Annotated in this window: 17 protein-coding genes; all 17 read right to left on the bottom strand. The window is 30.6% G+C overall.

What is annotated here, in order from left to right; genetic code table 11:
• Positions 1-9: 9 nt before the first annotated feature.
• Positions 10-714, bottom strand: a complete 705-nt coding sequence (locus ABNT22_RS05050; protein ID WP_348727248.1) for a hypothetical protein — start codon at positions 712-714, stop codon at positions 10-12.
• Positions 692-1,969, bottom strand: coding sequence for a DNA cytosine methyltransferase (locus tag ABNT22_RS05045; RefSeq protein ID WP_348727246.1), 1,278 nt, complete (start codon positions 1,967-1,969; stop codon positions 692-694). Before ABNT22_RS05045 ends, ABNT22_RS05050 begins: the two co-directional genes overlap by 23 nt.
• Positions 1,959-2,165: a helix-turn-helix transcriptional regulator gene (locus ABNT22_RS05040; RefSeq protein ID WP_348727244.1), complete on the bottom strand. Its 207-nt coding sequence runs from the start codon at positions 2,163-2,165 to the stop codon at positions 1,959-1,961. Before ABNT22_RS05040 ends, ABNT22_RS05045 begins: the two co-directional genes overlap by 11 nt.
• A gap of 196 nt (positions 2,166-2,361) precedes the next feature.
• Entirely contained in the window at positions 2,362-2,925 is a 564-nt protein-coding gene (locus ABNT22_RS05035) for a hypothetical protein (RefSeq protein ID WP_348727242.1), read from the bottom strand.
• Between the two features lie 25 nt (positions 2,926-2,950).
• On the bottom strand, positions 2,951-3,289 hold the full coding sequence (locus tag ABNT22_RS05030; RefSeq protein ID WP_348727240.1) for a hypothetical protein: 339 nt from the start codon (positions 3,287-3,289) through the stop codon (positions 2,951-2,953).
• 585 nt (positions 3,290-3,874) lie between these two features.
• The gene (locus ABNT22_RS05025) at positions 3,875-4,372 is read right to left on the bottom strand and encodes a helix-turn-helix domain-containing protein (protein WP_348727238.1); all 498 of its coding nucleotides are present in this window, start codon (positions 4,370-4,372) and stop codon (positions 3,875-3,877) included.
• 366 nt (positions 4,373-4,738) lie between these two features.
• Positions 4,739-5,434 (bottom strand): hypothetical protein, encoded by a 696-nt coding sequence (locus ABNT22_RS05020; protein WP_348727236.1) that lies wholly within the window; start codon positions 5,432-5,434, stop codon positions 4,739-4,741.
• A gap of 42 nt (positions 5,435-5,476) precedes the next feature.
• Positions 5,477-5,884: a helix-turn-helix domain-containing protein gene (locus ABNT22_RS05015; protein ID WP_348727234.1), complete on the bottom strand. Its 408-nt coding sequence runs from the start codon at positions 5,882-5,884 to the stop codon at positions 5,477-5,479.
• The gene (locus tag ABNT22_RS05010; protein WP_136438650.1) at positions 5,885-6,157 is read right to left on the bottom strand and encodes a helix-turn-helix domain-containing protein; all 273 of its coding nucleotides are present in this window, start codon (positions 6,155-6,157) and stop codon (positions 5,885-5,887) included.
• Positions 6,158-6,264: 107 nt separating this feature from the next.
• Positions 6,265-6,849 carry a hypothetical protein gene (locus tag ABNT22_RS05005; protein WP_348727231.1) on the bottom strand — a complete coding sequence of 195 codons (585 nt, stop codon included), beginning with the start codon at positions 6,847-6,849 and terminating at the stop codon, positions 6,265-6,267.
• Between the two features lie 2 nt (positions 6,850-6,851).
• Positions 6,852-8,087: a tyrosine-type recombinase/integrase gene (locus ABNT22_RS05000; RefSeq protein WP_348727229.1), complete on the bottom strand. Its 1,236-nt coding sequence runs from the start codon at positions 8,085-8,087 to the stop codon at positions 6,852-6,854.
• 196 nt (positions 8,088-8,283) lie between these two features.
• Positions 8,284-9,180: a BadF/BadG/BcrA/BcrD ATPase family protein gene (locus ABNT22_RS04995; RefSeq protein ID WP_348714712.1), complete on the bottom strand. Its 897-nt coding sequence runs from the start codon at positions 9,178-9,180 to the stop codon at positions 8,284-8,286.
• A gap of 3 nt (positions 9,181-9,183) precedes the next feature.
• On the bottom strand, positions 9,184-9,744 hold the full coding sequence (locus tag ABNT22_RS04990) for a LacI family DNA-binding transcriptional regulator (RefSeq protein WP_348714709.1): 561 nt from the start codon (positions 9,742-9,744) through the stop codon (positions 9,184-9,186).
• A 106-nt stretch (positions 9,745-9,850) separates the two neighbouring features.
• Positions 9,851-11,893, bottom strand: a complete 2,043-nt coding sequence (locus tag ABNT22_RS04985) for a beta-N-acetylhexosaminidase (protein WP_348714706.1) — start codon at positions 11,891-11,893, stop codon at positions 9,851-9,853.
• A 3-nt stretch (positions 11,894-11,896) separates the two neighbouring features.
• On the bottom strand, positions 11,897-13,831 hold the full coding sequence (gene nagB / locus ABNT22_RS04980; RefSeq protein ID WP_348714705.1) for a glucosamine-6-phosphate deaminase: 1,935 nt from the start codon (positions 13,829-13,831) through the stop codon (positions 11,897-11,899).
• 148 nt (positions 13,832-13,979) lie between these two features.
• The gene (locus ABNT22_RS04975) at positions 13,980-15,572 is read right to left on the bottom strand and encodes a SusD/RagB family nutrient-binding outer membrane lipoprotein (RefSeq protein WP_348714704.1); all 1,593 of its coding nucleotides are present in this window, start codon (positions 15,570-15,572) and stop codon (positions 13,980-13,982) included.
• 5 nt (positions 15,573-15,577) lie between these two features.
• Positions 15,578-18,658 (bottom strand): SusC/RagA family TonB-linked outer membrane protein, encoded by a 3,081-nt coding sequence (locus ABNT22_RS04970; protein WP_348714701.1) that lies wholly within the window; start codon positions 18,656-18,658, stop codon positions 15,578-15,580.
• Positions 18,659-18,661: the final 3 nt, after the last annotated feature.

Here is an 18,661-nt window from a genome sequence, read left to right as displayed (position 1 = left end):
GAAACATAATTATAAATTTGACCATTGAAGTGCTATTGCGTTAGCAAATCCTTGAAAAGTTTTACTTCTTAAAGTTCTTCTTAATTCTGTCGGAATTGAAGTGTGAAAAGAATCTGAATACCACTTTGGTAATGACCTTCCACTAGACAAGACAACTCTTTCTCCTTCACCTACTATATTTGTTGGTTCTAGATTAGGTAAGTTTTTAAGCCATAAGCATGTTTTTTTTGATGCTTCATCACCAAACATCCATGGTTGAACAGTTTGATCTGGTTTTCTGTATTTTGTATTAACAGTACCAACTGGATTTTCTACCGCAATTCTCTCAATTGGTGCTTCACAAAGCTTAATAAAAAAGTTTAATGCTTCATCACGCTTTTTAGCTCTATCAGGAAATCTAGGGTGTGGTCTACGTTTAGTAACAGGTAAATGTTTATCATCTGGGTGATAAAACCATCTAGCCCCACTAACGGCTAAATAAGTACAAGGAGGGTGAGCAATCATTAAATCCCAATTACCTTTAATAAAATGCTCTTCACCATTTTCTAACACACCTCCATTATTATCTATTATTTCAAACACATCGCAATTAAAATGCCATTCAGGATGACCTCCACTAGAAGGAAGGATATCACAACTAAATGCTTCAACACCTATATTTCTAAAGGCTTTACAAACTGTTTGACTTTCTTCACACGCTATCAATACATTCATACTCTTTTATTATTTCTGTTTTAGAAAATACTTTGTATACAGATTCACCTACTATCTTGGCAAATTCAACAGGAACAGCGTTACCTATCATCTTGTAACAGTAGGCATTTGAACCCAAAAATTTATAATCTAAAGGAAAAGTCATTAATAATGCTGCCTCTCTAATAGTTATACTCCTAGCTTGCTCCGCATCAGGGTGGATAAATGTTAATCCATCTTTTTGCAAATGAGCCACAATAGTATAAGAAGGTTTATCCCATTCCAAACTCCTGTACTTACTGTATAAAGTTTTTTTGTTTGTTTTCTTATAGTAAAATTCAATTTTCTCTTGATGAGATATATAATTCATTTTATTTGTGACCCACTCTTTAAAAATATTGATATCTCTTAAGTTATTATATCTAGGTGTATGCTGTAAAACACTATTGTCTAATGAATAATGAGAAACATTTTTTCTACCTACTTTTTTTGGTTTTTTTAAAGGGTAAATAGCAGGCAAAAAACCAATTGCATCTCTTACAGTCTTTTTATTGTTTTTATTACTTCTACTTTTTATAGCTTCATAAAAATCGCTTAATTTTAATTTAGAATCTTTTTTAATTCCTATAATTAAAACTCTTTTTCTATTTTGGGGTACATTATATTCAGAACAATCAAATACAGAATCTTTTAAGTTTTTTGAATCTAGTATTTTATATCCTATTTTATTAAATGCTTTTGAGATTCTTTCTGTTATAGGTACACCTCCAGGATTAGAACTTAAAATACCCGGGACATTTTCAAAGACAAATACTTTAGGTTGAAAATCATTTACAATGTGAGCAAAACTTTCAAAAAGATAATTACGATAATCGTCATTCATTGAATTAGGGTCTGTTGCTCTTCCATGAATAGAATATGCTTGGCATGGTGGACCACCAACAATAACATCTATTTTCTTATTACTAATTAATCCTCTTAACCCTTTATTAATAATCAGAGAATCATTTTTAGAAGCATATTTTTTAACTGTTTCATCATTCCAATTACCATTTATTAATTCTTCTGTTTTTTGAATATCAAAAAAAACTACTCTTTTTTTTGCTTCTTCGTTAGTGTGATTCCATTTACTAACTAATCTATTTCTTAGAGTTTCAACCATAGGTAATTCCCATTCTACATGAGCAACTAGGTCAAATTTCTTTGACTGAAGCAAACCTTCACTCAACCCCCCACATCCTGAAAATAAGTCTATTACATTTAATCTATTTTTCATTCTTATTTCTGCTTGAAACTATTAAATCTTTTACATCAATAGTTAATATTTCAGCAATTTCATACAAACATTCAATACTTGGTTGTCGTCTATTCTGAGCATAAGAGTTTACCATATTATAACTCTTACCTAGCTGTTCTGCTAACCATTTTTGTTTTATTCCTTTCTGTTCTAAAACCACTTTAATTCGGTTCATCTTTGAATATTTAAATTCAGGTGCTAATTTAGAAGTATTTATTTAATATCTCACTAAATGAGTATTAAAATAAACACAGCTACAGTAAAAAACTAAAGCTGTAATAAAAAGCCCGACTATTTTTATTTTTAGTTAAACTTGTTTCACTGAAAATAAAAATATCGAGCGTAAGCGAGTTCTAAAGTATTATTGGTTTCTAATCACACAATTTCCATCCTTCGTTTGTTTTTTTCAAACCAATAGTTTTTTCAATTACTTCATTATTATTTGATTTCTCACTCATTAAAATAATGAAAGGTGTTTTATTAACTTTTTTAAAAGTAACTTTTATTGTAGCTATATTTTTTTCTGGAATTTCGTGAATTTCTTTTATTTCATCTAATTCCAATGAGAAACATTTCATCATAGTTGTAGTCCAAGCTCCTTTTTTTATTGTTTGTGAAATATAGCTTTTCCCTTTTTCTGTTAGTGAAATATTATACTCTGGATACCCCATAAAAGATGTTGTTAATTTTTCAAAACTAATCAAGCCTTGCGCCTTTAATTTATTATAGTTTTCTTCAGTATTTTGAGGATTTAACTTTTTATTTAGTACAGTTTTGTTTCCAAGTACTATCTTTTTTTCTGCATATTGGGTTTCTCCTTTTTCATAACATTCTTTGTAGAGTTCTCTTACTTTTTCTTTAGTAAGTTTATCAGAACTACAAGATGTCATTAATACGAATAAAAAGATTGTTAATGAGGATAAATTGATTTTCATAATTGGTTGTTTTAGTTGTTAAAAATTATTTTGTAATTGTTTCTATTGAAGATTGGTAAAGTTTGCAAACACGACAACATTTAATTTTAGATTGAAGAAATTCTCTTAGATGGTTTCTGTCATTGATAATTATGTTAAAAGAATCTAGACATACATCACATTTAGAAACTCGATAAACAGCAAATGTTTCTATACTTTTTAAACTTAAGAAACTCTTGTTATTAGAATATCTTTTTAAAAACTCGTTATCTGAAAAAACAAAACCTTCGATATCGTTTTTGCTTTTTACTTTCCAATAATCAGAAAGCATTTCATTATCTTTTTTTGTTGCAGTACTATTTGAAATTTGTCCTATTTGTTTCATTTTGGAGTATAAAAAAAGCGTGGAACTGAAACTTGATGAACTAGTGGTATCGCCAAACACCCTTTCCTCCAAACAAGAACAGCCCACGCAGTACGTGGGCGTCTTAGTTTTGAATGTGGAGGATTTAAAAAATTGGCGATTTCCTAGTTCCAAATCAAAAGCTAAACGCTGTGTATTTTATGTTAATTTATGTATTCTCTTATATTATTTAGTTTGTTACAAACTTACGTTTTTTCTATTATTATAGCACTAAAATATCTGAAACCAAACCTATTTAAAACTTCCTATTAAACACTATATTTGTATTAAATCGCTAATATGAAAGTCCGTTTTGAAACTAAAGAAGAAAGCAACCAAAGGCAGTTAGACCAGTTTTTGTCATTAACACCATATGAAAGGATATTGTCGTTTATATCTTTAAGTAAGGAATTAAAATTATCTAAAAATAAAAGCGAATCAACAAACAAAGGAAACTTTATAATAAAAATCACTAGATAACTTTATTTGACCAAAAAGCATTTCTGGTGTTCAATTTAGAAAACATATTTTTTTCAAATTGTACTTTCAAAAAAACTATAAGAATCGTCATATCTTAGATAAAATATCATCTATATTTTTTCTAGCTTCATTTACTTGCTTTTCAAATTCAATTTGTAGTTCAGAATAGCGTACATAAAATTGAGTTTCTATACTGTTTCTGTTACCTAAAAAATTTGTGTAATTAGCTATCTGATTTACATTAGAACCAATTTTATTTATCTCAGCTCTTAATAGATACAATTCATCAATTAATACTTTAGGATTAACCATTATTCTATTTTTATCGAAAAGCATTTTTCTTATGTAGTAAGCATAGTTTTTTTCATAACCTAAATCTTTAGCTTTACTAACTAATTTTTCATATTCTTTATCTGTGAATGATATACTTAAATGATTTTTTCTATTATCATTATTTCTTAACTTTTCAATATATCTGTAAACAGTACTTTGATTCAAACCATATTCAGCAGAAATTTTAGCTACGTTGTTTTCTTCAACAGCTTTTTTTGCAATTAATTTTCTCTGTTCTTTTGAGTATTTCATAAGCTATATTGATGCTTTACCTTTAATTTTTAAAAATCGACTTGGGAGATTTTTTTACTCTCCCCTTGATAAAAAGGGGCAAGATTTGTTTTCATTCGCTTTGCGAAAACACAACTTGCAAAAAAATAAAAACAGGTTTTTCTTAGCATTTTTTAAACGAAAGCATATGAGTATATCATCTATGAAAAATATGTGTATTAATCCAAAGTAAAAGTTGCGAAAGTCTTTAAAAGTGACACTTATCTATATAGTCTTTTAAATATTCAGAGAATTAGATAAATACATAAATAACTAATTTGTTAAATAGATATTTAGATTTACAGCTATTTATCTAAACCTATAATTGACCAATTAGATAATTATACTTTAGTATCTTCTAGAGCTTCCGTTTAACTCTAGAAAATTGAACATTTCAAATAATCTATCGTAGACACGCATACCATAGATTTTTTTTAATTCTTCAAGTGATAAATTTGTTGTTATATATGTTTTAATCCCTTTTTCTTTAAAAAGGTTGTATCGTGTTTCTAAAATTCTAATCATCAATTTTTCACGAATCCCCCAACTATTCGCTTCTTTTTCTGCCCCTAAATCATCAAAATGTATCTTTCCTCTAGTATATATTTTTACTATTTCCTCTCCCTGTGTATTATAATCGGTTATTACTTGATGAACAGAAACATTTTTAAACCAAAAAGATTTTAAACCGTATCTTTTACTAATATTTTGAATTATATCAAAAATTGAGGATTTACCTGTTCCGCAAGAACCATAGATTAATAGTCCCTTCCTTATTTCTCCGCCAGCAATTGTTTCAAAATCTTGGTTTTCTGAAAAATATAACGACAAAAGATGTAGGAAGTCCTTGTTGTTATCATCAACTATAAATTCTCTATTTAATTTTGAAAAATACTCATTCGCTATTTTCCAAAATACATTTTTAAATTCTTCTGTATTCATTTTCTGATTAGTATTAATTTTAGACTTAGAAATTTTTATGAAATATTCTACATTCCGTTCAATTTCTTTTTTTTCTCGCGCAACTCTTTTTTTTTTCTTCATCTAATTCAAACCCCATTTGAATTTTTAATTTTTGCCCTGCTTTCATGATTTTCTAGGATTTAAACTTCTCTTTTTTAAATTATTAAATTTATTATTTAAAGCTTTATTATTATCTGTAAAGATTTCTTGTATAGACCTATTAAAGTTTACTTGTATAGGCTTTTCAAAAATTGTTATATACCTATTCAAGATTTGTTTACTACCTCTATCACGATAAATATGCCGTTTAATATACCCGTATTCTTCAAGCTGTTTTAACCAGGTATTTATTGATTGCTTTGAAACTTGATATAAATCTTGAAAGTACTTGTTACTCGCATAACAAAATCCTAATTGATTAGTTAATGAGGTTATTTCTGCATACAATATTTTAGCATTTGGGGTTAAACGCTTATCATACCTTACAGGTGCGGGAATTATTGAGTAATAACTTGGCTCTAAACTTTTCATCTATCGCTTGTATTTCAACGATTTCACTTCGTTCATAGAGTTAAATAATTCCTCATGTGGAATTAAAATTCTTCTACCAATTCGTGTGCCTTTTATAATACCTCGTTTAACTAGACTTCTAATAGTTTGTTTAGAGCATTTTGTAATTTCAGAAGCTTCCTCTACAGAATATATTTTATCTTCTTTTTCTGTCCTACTAACTTCTTTTAGTTCTTCAATAGATAAAGTTAATTTCTCTAATTGATAAGTTATTTTTTCAAAAGGATTTTCCATTTTATGACATTTTGAGTTATGCCACAAAGGTGTAGTTAAATAACACTTTAAGCTATAAAAAACAGTTCAATTGATTCAATTGAAACCAATTGAAACTCAAAAAAGCATTAATTATCTCCCAAAACTTTTAAATCGTAATAATAAACTTTCATTGCATTACTCATGCTATCCTTATTAGATTTTAAAGTCATTTTTTCAATCTTATTTTTTGAAAAATTAGAATTATGATATTTAACATCAAAATAAACTTGTGAAAATTTATGGTAAATTGTTGTAGGTTCAACCCATTCAAATAAATAATTATTATTCATCAATTTGTAATAAAGAACGGCATTAATATATTTTCTTTTTTTCAAAGAGTTTTTATTTAAAACTTCCAATCCCGAAACCTTCTGTTTAAACTCTTCAAATTTATATTCCTTAAATAAATTTTGAAAAGTTAACTCGTCATTAATTATATTTGAAACATCATTTTTAGGTAACTTAACTTTTGCCATCTGTACCTTTTTTACTTCAAAATACATTAGAAACAGATAAATAATAAATAATAAAAAAGCAACACCTATAATAAATTCTTTAATATATATAGAAATATTAAGATTCTTAATTAGAACAATTAAAAACACAAAAAAGACAAGTATAAATATTAGTATTTTTATCCTATCAATAGTTTGATTTTTTGCGTACTTCATAGCTAATCTATTTTAAAAACTTCGTCAATAGCATCTTTCTTTTCATCTGTACTTACCTGATAATATTGATTCAACGTTTTCATATCTCGATGACCAGTAACAGAAGCTATTAATTTATCACTTTTACCTTTTCTTTTCATCATCGTTATAAAAGTACGCCTTGCAGTATGACTAGAAATTCTTTCATAAAAAGGCATTTCTTCTTTTATGTTTTCTTTTCCTCTAGTTGTTACCTTCTGTACCTCAAACGTGTAGTCAAGCTCTTTAAAAACCTCTTTGATATATTGATTTTGTTTTTGATTCGTTATTAGAGGTAGTTTATAGTTATACTTTTCTAAAATCGCTCTAGATATTGAGCTTAAAGGAATTTCTCGTACTTGCTTTGTTTCATCTTTCTCCTCTTTCAAAATTATAGCATCATTTGTAATTGATGATTTTGAAATAGTTGTTAATTCACCAAAACGCATTCCTGTAACACAAGCAAACACAAAAGTATCTCTAACTTTTTCTAATCGCTCATTATTAAATTTATGATTTAATAATTTTTGTAAATCTTCTAGGGTTAAAGCAACTTGATTTGTAATTACCTTTTCAACTTTCTTAAACTTTTTAAAATCATCTTTCATCGTTTTTTTATTATCATAAGCCCAATACATAAATGTTTTAAAAAGTCCTAAATTACGAGCATAAGTATTATTTATATGCCCTAAATCATCCATACAATAGGTAGTAAATTTCTTATGAAACTGATTGTTTATTGTAGAAAAAGTCAATTTGTACTTCTTTTCTTTTTCAAAAGCTTTCAGAATATTTTTAATATTCTTATACCTTTTAATAGTAGAATGAGACCAATGTTTTAATTCAATTTTTTCTTTCATAAAATCATCAAATACTGAAAAAAAATCCCCAATATTACCATATCCTTTCTTAAACTCTTTATTAAAAAGGTCTTTCAGTTTTTGTGAAGTCAGAGGTTCTCCAATATTTTTATGAATATTTACTATTTCAGAAAAGTATTTAGAGTATCTATTTAATTGATTTGAGATTGTTCTAGCAGAGGGATCTTTTTTTGGACCTTTTAACTTTGGTAAGTTTGTCTCTTTATTCCAATGTTCAGGGAGAATACTTTCTCCTGTGGAATAAACAAATTTCTTTTTTTCTAATTTGAAACTGCAAGAAAACATAATCAGAGTTTTTTTTTCTGATTTTGCTTTATCTAAATAAAAAGTATGTTTCATATCTTACTGACAAATTCACTGACAAAAATGTTATATTTTATTAAAACTTCGATATGAAACAAATATAACAAAACCCTTGATAAACAAGGGTTTTATAGTTAATTATATTCTTTAGTTATAACAAGATATAGAAATAACAATACTCGGCGTCTCCACAAATAAACCCTGTAAGTTATGTACTTACAGGGTTTATTTTTTAGTGATAATGAAATTCTTGTGTTTTTATATTTTTAAAAACCTCTTCTCCATTTTTTATCCGTTGAATAAAACTTTGTAAAGGCCTTCTTACAAACCTATTGGCTTGTTTTATGTTTTTAGATTTCAACTTCTCATTGATAAGGTTTTGAGAAAAATACGCTACCGACCCTACAAAATAAATTGGATGAGAAACTATTTCATTTTTATACTCCTTTAATTGATTTTCTATAAATTGATGTATAACATCTTTTATGACTTCTTGGCAAAAATCATTTTCTATATTTTCAAATAAAAATCGCGCATGCTTTGCCAAATATTTATTAGGTGCTTTGGAGTTATATAATTTAGAGATGACTTTTTGTGGGGATAGATTAAACTCTTTTTCTAAAGAAAACTTAAGGTCTTCAGGCATTTTATTATAATAGTACTTCTTTAACAGCTCTTTCCCTAAATGATTACCACTTCCTTCATCCATTAACAAATAGCCCATTGCTAAATTTTTCTGTTCTATTTCTTCACCATTAAAGAAACAACAATTAGAACCTGTACCTAAGATACAAACGACTGCTGGCTCTGATGTTATAGATAAAGCTGCAAGCATTAAGTCTTCATTTACATAAATACTTCTTGCATTTACAAATTGAGATGTAAGAATGTTAGAAACAAGATCTTTACTTTCTTCTGTATTGCAACCCGCTCCAAAAAAATACACTTGCTCTATACTGTCTTTATATTTTCTTAAACTTTTGTTTTTCTGTATAACCTTTACAATATGTTCTTCTTTCAGTATCACCGGATTCAATCCCTTAGTTCTAACTCTTCTAACCTTTTTCTTATTCTTTGCTATTAAAACCCAATCACATTTTGTTGATCCACTATCCGCTACTAAAATCATTTCTTACGAGTTTATTCTATCAATTATTTTATTCACTAATTCCCTTCCTAAATCAACTTCTTTTACGGTTCCGTTTTCTTCAAAATCATGAAAGTTTTTTTGAGTTGTTCGTTGCATTAATTCAATAGGTAACAAGTCTTCTTTCAACAATTTCTCTAAGTAGATGTTTTCCTCTTTTTTGGCGTTTGATGAATAAATCAATCCATCAATAATATCTCTTGAAAGCAAACGAGTATAAGAGATTTCTTTTTCTACAGTATCTCCTGTTTGATAAACCATTATGAGATGTCCTTGTTTATAAGATTCTTCCGTGATTCCTGTAACCAAGTTCAAATAAAACTCTTCTTTTAAAGAGGGTACTATGACTCCTATAATCAACTTCTCTCTTTTCTTTAAACTCTTAGCATAAAAATTAGGTTTATAGTTGAGTACTTTGGCTGCTGTTATTATTCTTTTTTTTGTTGAGTTGCTTATCTCATAACTATCATTCAATGCTTTTGACACAGTAGATACTGATACTCCTAATTTTGATGCTATGTTTTTTAGTGTTACTGTGTTTTGCATATGTCTTTAATTTTAATCTTTTGCAAACAACCAAAGAGATTTTCCCAAAGGCTTTTACTACAATAATTATAATCGTTTTTTTAACAAAAAGATATTACATTAAAAATTACTTTGTTCTACCTCCTTTTAAATGAGCTATCAACTTGTTTAACGATTCTGTAATCATCAATTCAGTATCTTCTAAGGGTTCGTTCAACTTTTGTAAATTCTCTTTGATCAAAGACGCTTCTTCTGTCATTAACTTCCCTTTTTTTATGGAGTGTATTAACGTTGAGGAGACCACATCCAAACTTGCATAAAAGGGTTTAATATCTTCCAATAAAGGATTGGTATTTAACTTTAAGAAGTCCTTATAATTATTACTCCATTTTTCGAATAAACTCAATAATTCTTCTTTGCTCTTTACCGATGAAGTTTTCATGTAGACATCTACCACCTTAGCAAACTTTTCTGCATCAGTTGCGTTTGTGGTACAAGCATCGGCAAACAAAGTAAATGGAGAAAATGACTTATACTCAGTACCTCCTTTATTTCGTGAGTAAATCTTTAAAGGTTCGTAAATCTTTGTCAATGTTTTTAACGAACTTATCTCTTGTCCTTTGGTAAGGTTTCTTAAAATTACATCTTGATTTTTCAAGTGAGTAATGCCTATCTTTTCTAATTGCAGACTTACTTTTTGTAACCTTTTTCGCATATTATCAACATCTCTGATGTTTTTTGGGGACCAAAACCTTTCTGCAATTGCAGCTGTTCTTGGCCAAATGCGACTATCAATAGTTAGTGGAGTTACAAGTTCTCCCCACATGGTTGCTTCTCCTCCTAAAATTAGTTGCTCTTCTTTAGAAGTGAATGTTATGCCATTTGTAGGATCAATAAGATAATGCTCCTCTACAGGTTGCATTCTATCGATGTAGTAACCATTTGAAAGTATGGCCTGGTATCCTTTTTTTACAGCTTCAACTAAAGTTCCTTCTTTAAATCCTTCATGTTCTCCTCTCCATGAGTGGATGATGGCCGTTTTAGGCATATTAGGAGTCATGATTTCATCCCAACCAACTAATTTTTTTCCATGTTTTTTTAATATTTTCTCTAACTTAATATTAAAATATGTTTGTAAATCATGGTTTGTCTTTAAACTATGTCTTTTCTTAAATGCTTGAATCTTTTTATTAGCATCCCAATGCTTCCCTTCGTTTTCATCTCCTCCGATATGAAAATAAATGTCAGGAAACAACGTAGTAACTTCGGCAAATAACTTATCAAGAAACACATAAACCTCCGGTTTCATAGGGTTTAATGTAGGATCAAAAACCCCTGCAAATCGTTCTATTTTGTAATCATATCCATCTTTACTTCCTAACTCAGGATATGCTGTTAAAATAGCTGTTGCATGCCCAGGAACATCTATTTCTGGAATTACGCGAATTCCTAATCTATTCGCATAGTTTACAATCTCTTTAATTTCTTCTTGGGTATAATATTGACCGTCTGATCCTAACTCATGCAACTTCGGGTAAACTTTCGACTCAATTCTAAACCCTTGATCATCGGATAAATGCCAATGAAAAACATTCATCTTTACAGCTGCCATTGCATCTAAGTTTCTTTTAAGAACAGCTACGGGTTGAAAATGACGCGCTACATCAATCATAAGTCCTCTCCATTTAAAACGAGGGGCATCTTTAATAGAAACTCCTCTAAAGAAATACTCATGTTTATTAAAGGTTACTAATTGCCTTAGTGTTTCTAATGCATGTAACACACCAATATCAGTTTCAGATTCAATAGTAATTCCTTTTCGATTTACCTCTAGGGTATAAGCTTCATTAACTTTCAAGTTTAAATCTGCTGTTTTCTTAAAACGAATTTGTACGGTTGCTTTTTTGCTATTTTGAACAGGAAACCCTTCATTTATAAATACTCCCGTACTATTAGCCAACCGTCTAATAAATCGTGTAGCTGCTCTATAGACTCTATTACTTTGATTGTTTAAGGATATGGTAAAGTTTTCAGTGATTATTAACTTCTCTGAATTGCCTGTTATTTCTTTTGGCCAAGGCATTAAATCAAAATCCTTTTCTATTTCTTGAGAGTACGATAAAAAAACAGTACTCAATATTGTTATAATTAAATAAAACTCTTTTTTCATATATTAAAAATAATATCGTTTAAAAGCTTCAATAGCTGCGTAATCTGCCATACCTAAACCATGGTATTTTTCTGCAGTCAATCGGTTTCGGTCTTCTGCTCTTACCCAAAACTCACGAGCATCATCTCCTCTAAACATTACTTTATCTTTTTGTGATTGATGAAAGAATATTGCGTGTCTCTTTTTGATCACCTGATCTGGACTCATCGGTACCGCCATATCTATTTCATATGGTTCCCATTCAAACCAAGCTCCTCTATACAACCATACCCAACAATCATTCATAAATGCTTGTTCTTTTAATATTTCGATTGATTCAAATAAAGCATCCAAACACACTTTATGAGTACCATGAGGATCAGCTAAATCTCCTGCTGCATAAATTTGATGTGGCTTAACTTTCGTTATTAAATCACTCATTATGTTTATATCTTCTTCTGAAAGATTCTTTTTCTTTACCGTACCAGTTTCATAGAATGGAAGGTTTAAAAAATGGACATTCTCATCAGGTAATCCAAGATATCTTGTTGCCGCCAACGATTCTGCTTTTCGTATTGCTCCTTTTAACAATCTTACTTCTAATGAATCGATGCTATTATTCTTTTTTGTTAGAATTTTACCAACCATATCTTTTATTGCCAAAGCATTGGAAGTTAATCCTGCTGCCACCTCAACAAATTTTAGAGCATCTTCATCTGTTACCGCAATGTTCCCAGATGTTTGATAGGCTATATGTACTTCATGTCCTTGCTCTACCAATCGATCAAAAGTTCCTCCCATAGAAATAACATCATCATCAGGATGCGGACTAAATATGAGTACACGTTTTTTTGATGGATTTGCTCTTTCTGGACGGTTTGTATCATCAGATTTTGGCTTCCCTCCCGGCCAACCAGTGATAGTATGTTGTAGTTTATTAAAGATTTTTATGTTTAAATCATACGCATTCCCTTCTTCTGCTAATAAACCAGACATTCCATGCTCGTTATAATCTTTATCTGTAAGTTTTAAGATTGATTTTTGAAGTTTCTCACTCAACCAAAAAACAGCTTTCTTTTTAAGTTCATCTTTCCAAACGCAAGAAGACACCAACCAAGGAGTTTTTATTCTTGTAAGTTCTGAAGAGGCTTCAATATCTAAAATAAACGTTGCGTTCTTATGGTTTTGTAAATAGGTGGCAGGAACTTGAGAGGTGATATCTCCTTCAATGGTTTCTTTTATAATTTTAGCTTTATTAACTCCCCAAGCTAAAAGTACAACACGTCGTGCTTTTTGTATGGTATTTACTCCCATTGTAATTGCTCGTTTAGGAACATTATCGATTCCTAAAAAGCTAGAAGCTGCATCTACTCTTGTTATATGATTTAATGTAATACTTCTTGTTCCTGAATTTTGATGAGAACCAGGTTCATTAAATCCTATATGTCCGGTTCTTCCTATACCAAGTAATTGAAAATCTAATCCACCAGCTTCTTTAATTTTCAATTCATAATCAATGCAATATTGATAGATTTCTTCTGATGAAATGGTACCATCTGGTATGTGCACATTTTCTGGTAAAATATCTACATGGTTAAACAAATGATCATGCATAAAGTAATAGTAACTTTGCATATCATTGGGTTGTATAGGTAAATACTCATCTAAGTTAAACGTGATTACATTTGTAAAACTTAAGTTTTCTTCCTTGTGCAAACGAACTAATTCTTCATAAACCTTAATTGGAGAAGATCCTGTAGCCAATCCTAATACACACATTTTTCCTTCCTTAGATTTCTGCCTGATTAAATCTGCTATTTCCTTTGCTACAATTTTAGAAGCGTCTAACGAATTATTAAAAATAATGTTATGAATTTTTTCGAATCGAGTTTCTTCAAATTGTCCTGCAGGCTTGTAAACTATTTCTTGTGGATTATACATATATATATCTGTGACCATTATTTTAATTTTTTAATAAAATTATCTCGAGAAATATGATGAAGCTAATTTTTTCGACTAACCACTTTAAAAGAGGTACTAAAAACAAACGAGAATGCATTTACATATCATGCTTACATTCCCGATTGTTAAAACAAAGTTCATTTTATTAAAAATTACTTCCACCTGTATCCCACCAAAGTCTCGTACCACCGTTATCTGGTCCTTTTAAAAACCCTACAGCTTGTTGTACATTGGCAGCATTTGTGTTCTTCTCACTGTCTACAAAATTGATACGTCGTATTTGAGTATTTGTATCTATATCTCCTCCACTATTGTTCACTACAACTGGAAAAACTCTTGGATATCCAGTTCTTCTAAATTCACTCCAAGCTTCTTGTCCATCAGGAAACATGGCAATCCACTTTTGTGTTATAATTTGTTCTAATTGTTCTTCATTAGTTCCTGTAGCGTTATATGCAATTTTAACATCGCTTGCGTACGCTACATTATTCACTGCATTAAGTGCATCTACAAAATCATTTGGAGTACTTGTATTATCAGCTAAATAGGTGTCTACATCAGAAACTCCGTGCTGTGCAAAAGAAGCTTTTACTCCTAATTCATAATTGTCTTTTGCAGTACCAGCTCCTGCCCAACCTCTTAAAGCGGCCTCCGCTTTTAAAAAGTATACCTCAGCTACTGTAAACCAAACTTTTCTTTCAGCTGCCATTACTACGTCTCCTAAAAGTGAATGACTTGCATATTGAGATTTTGCTGTAATATCAATACCCATTCTCACTCCTTTGTAATCTCCTAAACTAGCGTCTGCTGGTGCATTAAAATACTTGGCAATTCTACCATCATTAAATCCTTTTAAAATCACTTCCATTTCGGCACTCATACATACGTCATTCCAAGTTCCACTAATGGTTGCTATTGGATGTACAAAACCTCCCATGTCAACAGTTAATTCTGTACTTAAAAATCCTGCATCACTACTCAAGGCTTTTTCTCCTTCTGTTTTAGCCAACGCTGCATCTACTTTAGAAACTCTAATTGCTAATCGTAAGCGAAGTGTATTTGCAAAAGCTCTCCATGCAGCAATATCTCCATTTAAATTTGATAAATCCATAGAAACAAATTGCGTATTTCCTTCATACTGCTTTAATCCGGCTATTGCCTCATCTAATTCTGCAAAAAAGGTTTTGTAAGCAGTTTCTTGAGAATCGTATTCTCCTGTAGTTTCATAATTATCATACTTTGAATAACGAATAGGTCCGAATACATCCGATACTCTATGCATTCCCATTACTTTAATAATATTGGCTAAAAAGATAAATTTTTCTCCTCCATCAATATCACTTAAACCTATTTGTTCTTTGACTCCTCTTGCGTGTGGTATTACTCCATTTCCTTGATCTCCGTTATACGCATCACTCCAGATAAACCCATTCCAACCATTAACAAGGCTATAGGTTTGATTATTAATGTTACCTGCAAAAGGTGTTGGAGCGGCCATATACCCAGAGTACACATCTGAATTTAATCCATGTTGCAACTGATAATTCCAAGCTGGATTTACCCTGATAATGTTTGAAAACATAGGAGAAAACTTAGTTCTAATATGATTGAACTGCTGTGAAATACTCTCTTGTGAAATACCATTAGGATTGGTATTGATGTCTTTAAAATCTTCCGTGCACGCACTAACAATAATTAAAATTATGAATGCATATATATATTTACTTATCTGTTTCATCTTGCTTAAAAGTTAATATTTACATTAAATCCTATACTTCTAGTTGAAGGTTGATTGTAGATATCAACCCCTTGTAATCCTAATCCAGTACTTGCTGCAATATTCGGATCGAATGGAGCTTCTTTATACAAGAAAAACAAATTGTTAGCTATCAATGACAACTTAACACTTTCAAATAAATTTGATTTTATTGGTAATTTGTATCCTAGTGCTACTTCTCGTAAACTGATATTGGTTGCATCATATACGTACTCTCCTAAAACTCCTGCTCTTCCTCCTATTTTATTATAATATGCTTGCGCTGTTATTTGTGATGGTGCACCAGTTTCGTCTACCACATTGACCATTCCTCCATTTCTGTTTCTGGCGTCGGCAGTAGCCTGTGATACTCCGTATTGATCATTTACAGCTTCAGTTACACTTACTACATCTCCTCCGAACTTACCATCTATTAAAAAGCTAAAACTAAAGTCTTTGTAATTGAAGGTATTGTTCCAACCTAATGTAAAGTCTGGTTGTGCATGTGCTACTGTAGTAAAATCATCATTTACTAATAAGTCTCCTGAAGAATTTACAACTGGAGTTCCATTTGCATTTCTCACTAAAGTTTTTGCTCGAATACTTCCAAAATCTTCTCCTTCAACTAAAGAATATCTATATCCGTTTACTCCTTCTGCAGTAATAACAGCTTCTCCATTATTTAAACCAGGGTGCACTGAAACCACTTTGTTTTCATTTTGTGCAAAGTTGATTGCTGAATCCCATGTTAAATCATCTGTTCTAATCGGCTTTACATTCAACATTAACTCAATTCCTTTATTGGTAATTTCTCCAGCATTTACAATATTCTGCGGGAAACCATTAATATTTGGAAGTGCCTGTATAAAGAATATTTGGTTCAATGTTTTAGTACTATAGTACGTGAATTCTAGGCCAACTCTGTTATCAAACATTCTTAACTCTGCTCCTATTTCAAAAGATTTTTGCTTTTCTGGTTCTAAAGTTTCTAATGGAGCAAAAGAAGCCTGACTAATATTAGGATCTGTAGTATTTATTGTACTCAAAGGTACAGTTGCATACGCTGGGATATCCTTCCCTACTTCTGCATAAGACGCTCTAATTTTAGCAAAACTGATTGTTTCTGGTAGTTCAAACATTTCTGATAAAACTCCTGTTAAACCAACAGATGGATAAAAGAATGACTTTGATCTTGTATTTACTAACGTAGAAGACCAGTCTGTTCTACCCGTGATTTCCAAATACAACATCTTTTTGTATCCTAAATTTACAGATCCAAAAACTGATTGTACTTCTCTATTGGTTACCGATTGACTGATATTATTTGTCGTTTCGAAGTTTGCTATGGTAAATACATTCGGAAAATTTAATCCGTTTCCGTCTCTTCCCGAGTCTAATAAAATTTGATCTCCTATAGCATACTTCGTCAAACTCGTTCCTAACAATCCTGTAAAAGAAAAATCTTCAGAAAGGTCTTTAGAGTAATTTGCTATTAAATCAACATACTGCTGTGTATTTTCAGTTTTCTCTAAAATATACCTTCCGTTGTTTCCAGAGTTTACAGGATCTGTTCCTGCATATTGTCTTTTGTCAAATTTAAAAAACGACTTATCATAGCTTAATCTTGATTGCAATGATACATTCTCATTTATTTGATATTTAACTGATAAGTTTGCTAATACTCTTTGTGCTACATCTTTACTTGGATTTCTATTGATTAACCAGTAAGGATTTTGTTGAATATTTTCATCAAAAGAAGACGCATACTGATCCATCATATTCAAAGATGCATTGAAGTATTCAAATTGGTTTTTATAAATATTTCTATCAATTCCAACTGGGTGCAAATACACTCCTGTTAATGGGTTTGAATACAATCCGTTGGTTGGCCTGTTGGTAATTCTTTGATCTGATAAATTGATACTTGCAGAAACATCTATTTTTTCATTAAAAAACTTAGAGGTTCCTCGTAAAGTAACATTGTTTCTTATCAATTTATTCTCAGGTATCACTCCACCTCCTAAGGTGTTTGCAAAAGAAAAGTAAGTTTGAGATTTTGCGTTTCCTGCAGTTAAGTTTATTGCATTAATTGCAGTATACCCTGTATTGAAAAAGTCTTCTGCATCATTTCTTAATCCAGAAGCTTTATCTCCCCAAGATTTAGGATCTGTTACCCTACCGTTCTCAGCAATTGGATTTCCTACAGAAGCTGATTGATATTCTGATTGTAATTTTGGTAAAGAAATTACGTTTTCAATTGTAAAGCTTGAAGACATATTTACTGAAAGCTTTCCTTCTTTTCCTTTTTTGGTAGTGATCAAAATAACTCCGTTGGCTCCCTGACTACCATATAAGGCAGATGCAGAAGCTCCTTTTAATACGGTTAAAGATTCAATATCATCTGGGTTAATCAATGACATGATATCTCCTCCGTCTCGATTTCCAATCTGACTTCCAAAAATATCTGTTCCTGGTTCAGATCCATTCGAACCATTTCCATTATTAGACATTGGAATTCCGTCTACCACATATAATGGATCATTGTTACTGGTAGAAGAATTTCCTCTTAATACTACTTTTGCTGCTCCTCCAAGTCCAGAAGAACTTCTTGTAATGGTAACCCCTGCCGATTTCCCAGATAAACTGTTAATTGGATTGGTTTGTTTTATTTTGGTAAGTTCCTCTCCATCTACTTCTTGAGCTGAGTAGGTTAAGGCTTTTTTCTCTTTTTTAATACCTAAAGCAGTTACTACCACTTCATCTAAAAGATCGCCTTCTTCTAACTGTACATTAATTGTACTTTGACTTCCTACGGTTACCTCTTTGCTTTGCATTCCTACAAAAGAAAACACTAATACATCTCCCGAAGAAGCATTTATCGTGTACTTTCCATCAAAATCGGTTTCTGTACCTTTGGTATCTCCTTTAATTATGATATTAACCCCTGGTAAAGGATCTCCACTTGCGGCTGATGTAACCGCTCCGACTACCTTCTTTTCTTGAGCTATAGATACTCCTATTAAGAGTATATAAAAACAGAAAAATAGTAGAATTTTATTTTTTTTCATTTT

Source organism: Tenacibaculum sp. 190130A14a (assembly GCF_964048965.1).
Lineage (GTDB): Bacteria > Bacteroidota > Bacteroidia > Flavobacteriales > Flavobacteriaceae > Polaribacter > Polaribacter polynesiense.
Note: the sequence above shows the minus strand (reverse complement) of the source record. Positions and strands in the feature narration are given on the sequence as shown.

Excerpts from the sequence above, each read along its gene's own strand:
- ABNT22_RS05050 (WP_348727248.1), bottom strand. The coding sequence starts at position 714 with ATGAATGTATTGATAGCGTGTGAAGAAAGTCAAACAGTTTGTAAAGCC.
- ABNT22_RS04985 (WP_348714706.1), bottom strand. The coding sequence starts at position 11,893 with ATGAAAAAAGAGTTTTATTTAATTATAACAATATTGAGTACTGTTTTT.
- ABNT22_RS05005 (WP_348727231.1), bottom strand. The coding sequence starts at position 6,849 with ATGAAGTACGCAAAAAATCAAACTATTGATAGGATAAAAATACTAATA.
- ABNT22_RS05000 (WP_348727229.1), bottom strand. The coding sequence starts at position 8,087 with ATGAAACATACTTTTTATTTAGATAAAGCAAAATCAGAAAAAAAAACT.
- ABNT22_RS04995 (WP_348714712.1), bottom strand. The coding sequence starts at position 9,180 with ATGATTTTAGTAGCGGATAGTGGATCAACAAAATGTGATTGGGTTTTA.
- ABNT22_RS05030 (WP_348727240.1), bottom strand. The coding sequence starts at position 3,289 with ATGAAACAAATAGGACAAATTTCAAATAGTACTGCAACAAAAAAAGAT.
- ABNT22_RS05035 (WP_348727242.1), bottom strand. The coding sequence starts at position 2,925 with ATGAAAATCAATTTATCCTCATTAACAATCTTTTTATTCGTATTAATG.
- ABNT22_RS05045 (WP_348727246.1), bottom strand. The coding sequence starts at position 1,969 with ATGAAAAATAGATTAAATGTAATAGACTTATTTTCAGGATGTGGGGGG.
- ABNT22_RS05015 (WP_348727234.1), bottom strand. The coding sequence starts at position 5,884 with ATGAAAAGTTTAGAGCCAAGTTATTACTCAATAATTCCCGCACCTGTA.
- ABNT22_RS04975 (WP_348714704.1), bottom strand. The coding sequence starts at position 15,572 with ATGAAACAGATAAGTAAATATATATATGCATTCATAATTTTAATTATT.
- ABNT22_RS05025 (WP_348727238.1), bottom strand. The coding sequence starts at position 4,372 with ATGAAATACTCAAAAGAACAGAGAAAATTAATTGCAAAAAAAGCTGTT.
- ABNT22_RS05010 (WP_136438650.1), bottom strand. The coding sequence starts at position 6,157 with ATGGAAAATCCTTTTGAAAAAATAACTTATCAATTAGAGAAATTAACT.
- nagB (WP_348714705.1), bottom strand. The coding sequence starts at position 13,831 with ATGGTCACAGATATATATATGTATAATCCACAAGAAATAGTTTACAAG.
- ABNT22_RS05020 (WP_348727236.1), bottom strand. The coding sequence starts at position 5,434 with ATGAAGAAAAAAAAAAGAGTTGCGCGAGAAAAAAAAGAAATTGAACGG.
- ABNT22_RS05040 (WP_348727244.1), bottom strand. The coding sequence starts at position 2,165 with ATGAACCGAATTAAAGTGGTTTTAGAACAGAAAGGAATAAAACAAAAA.
- ABNT22_RS04990 (WP_348714709.1), bottom strand. The coding sequence starts at position 9,744 with ATGCAAAACACAGTAACACTAAAAAACATAGCATCAAAATTAGGAGTA.
- ABNT22_RS04970 (WP_348714701.1), bottom strand. The coding sequence starts at position 18,658 with ATGAAAAAAAATAAAATTCTACTATTTTTCTGTTTTTATATACTCTTA.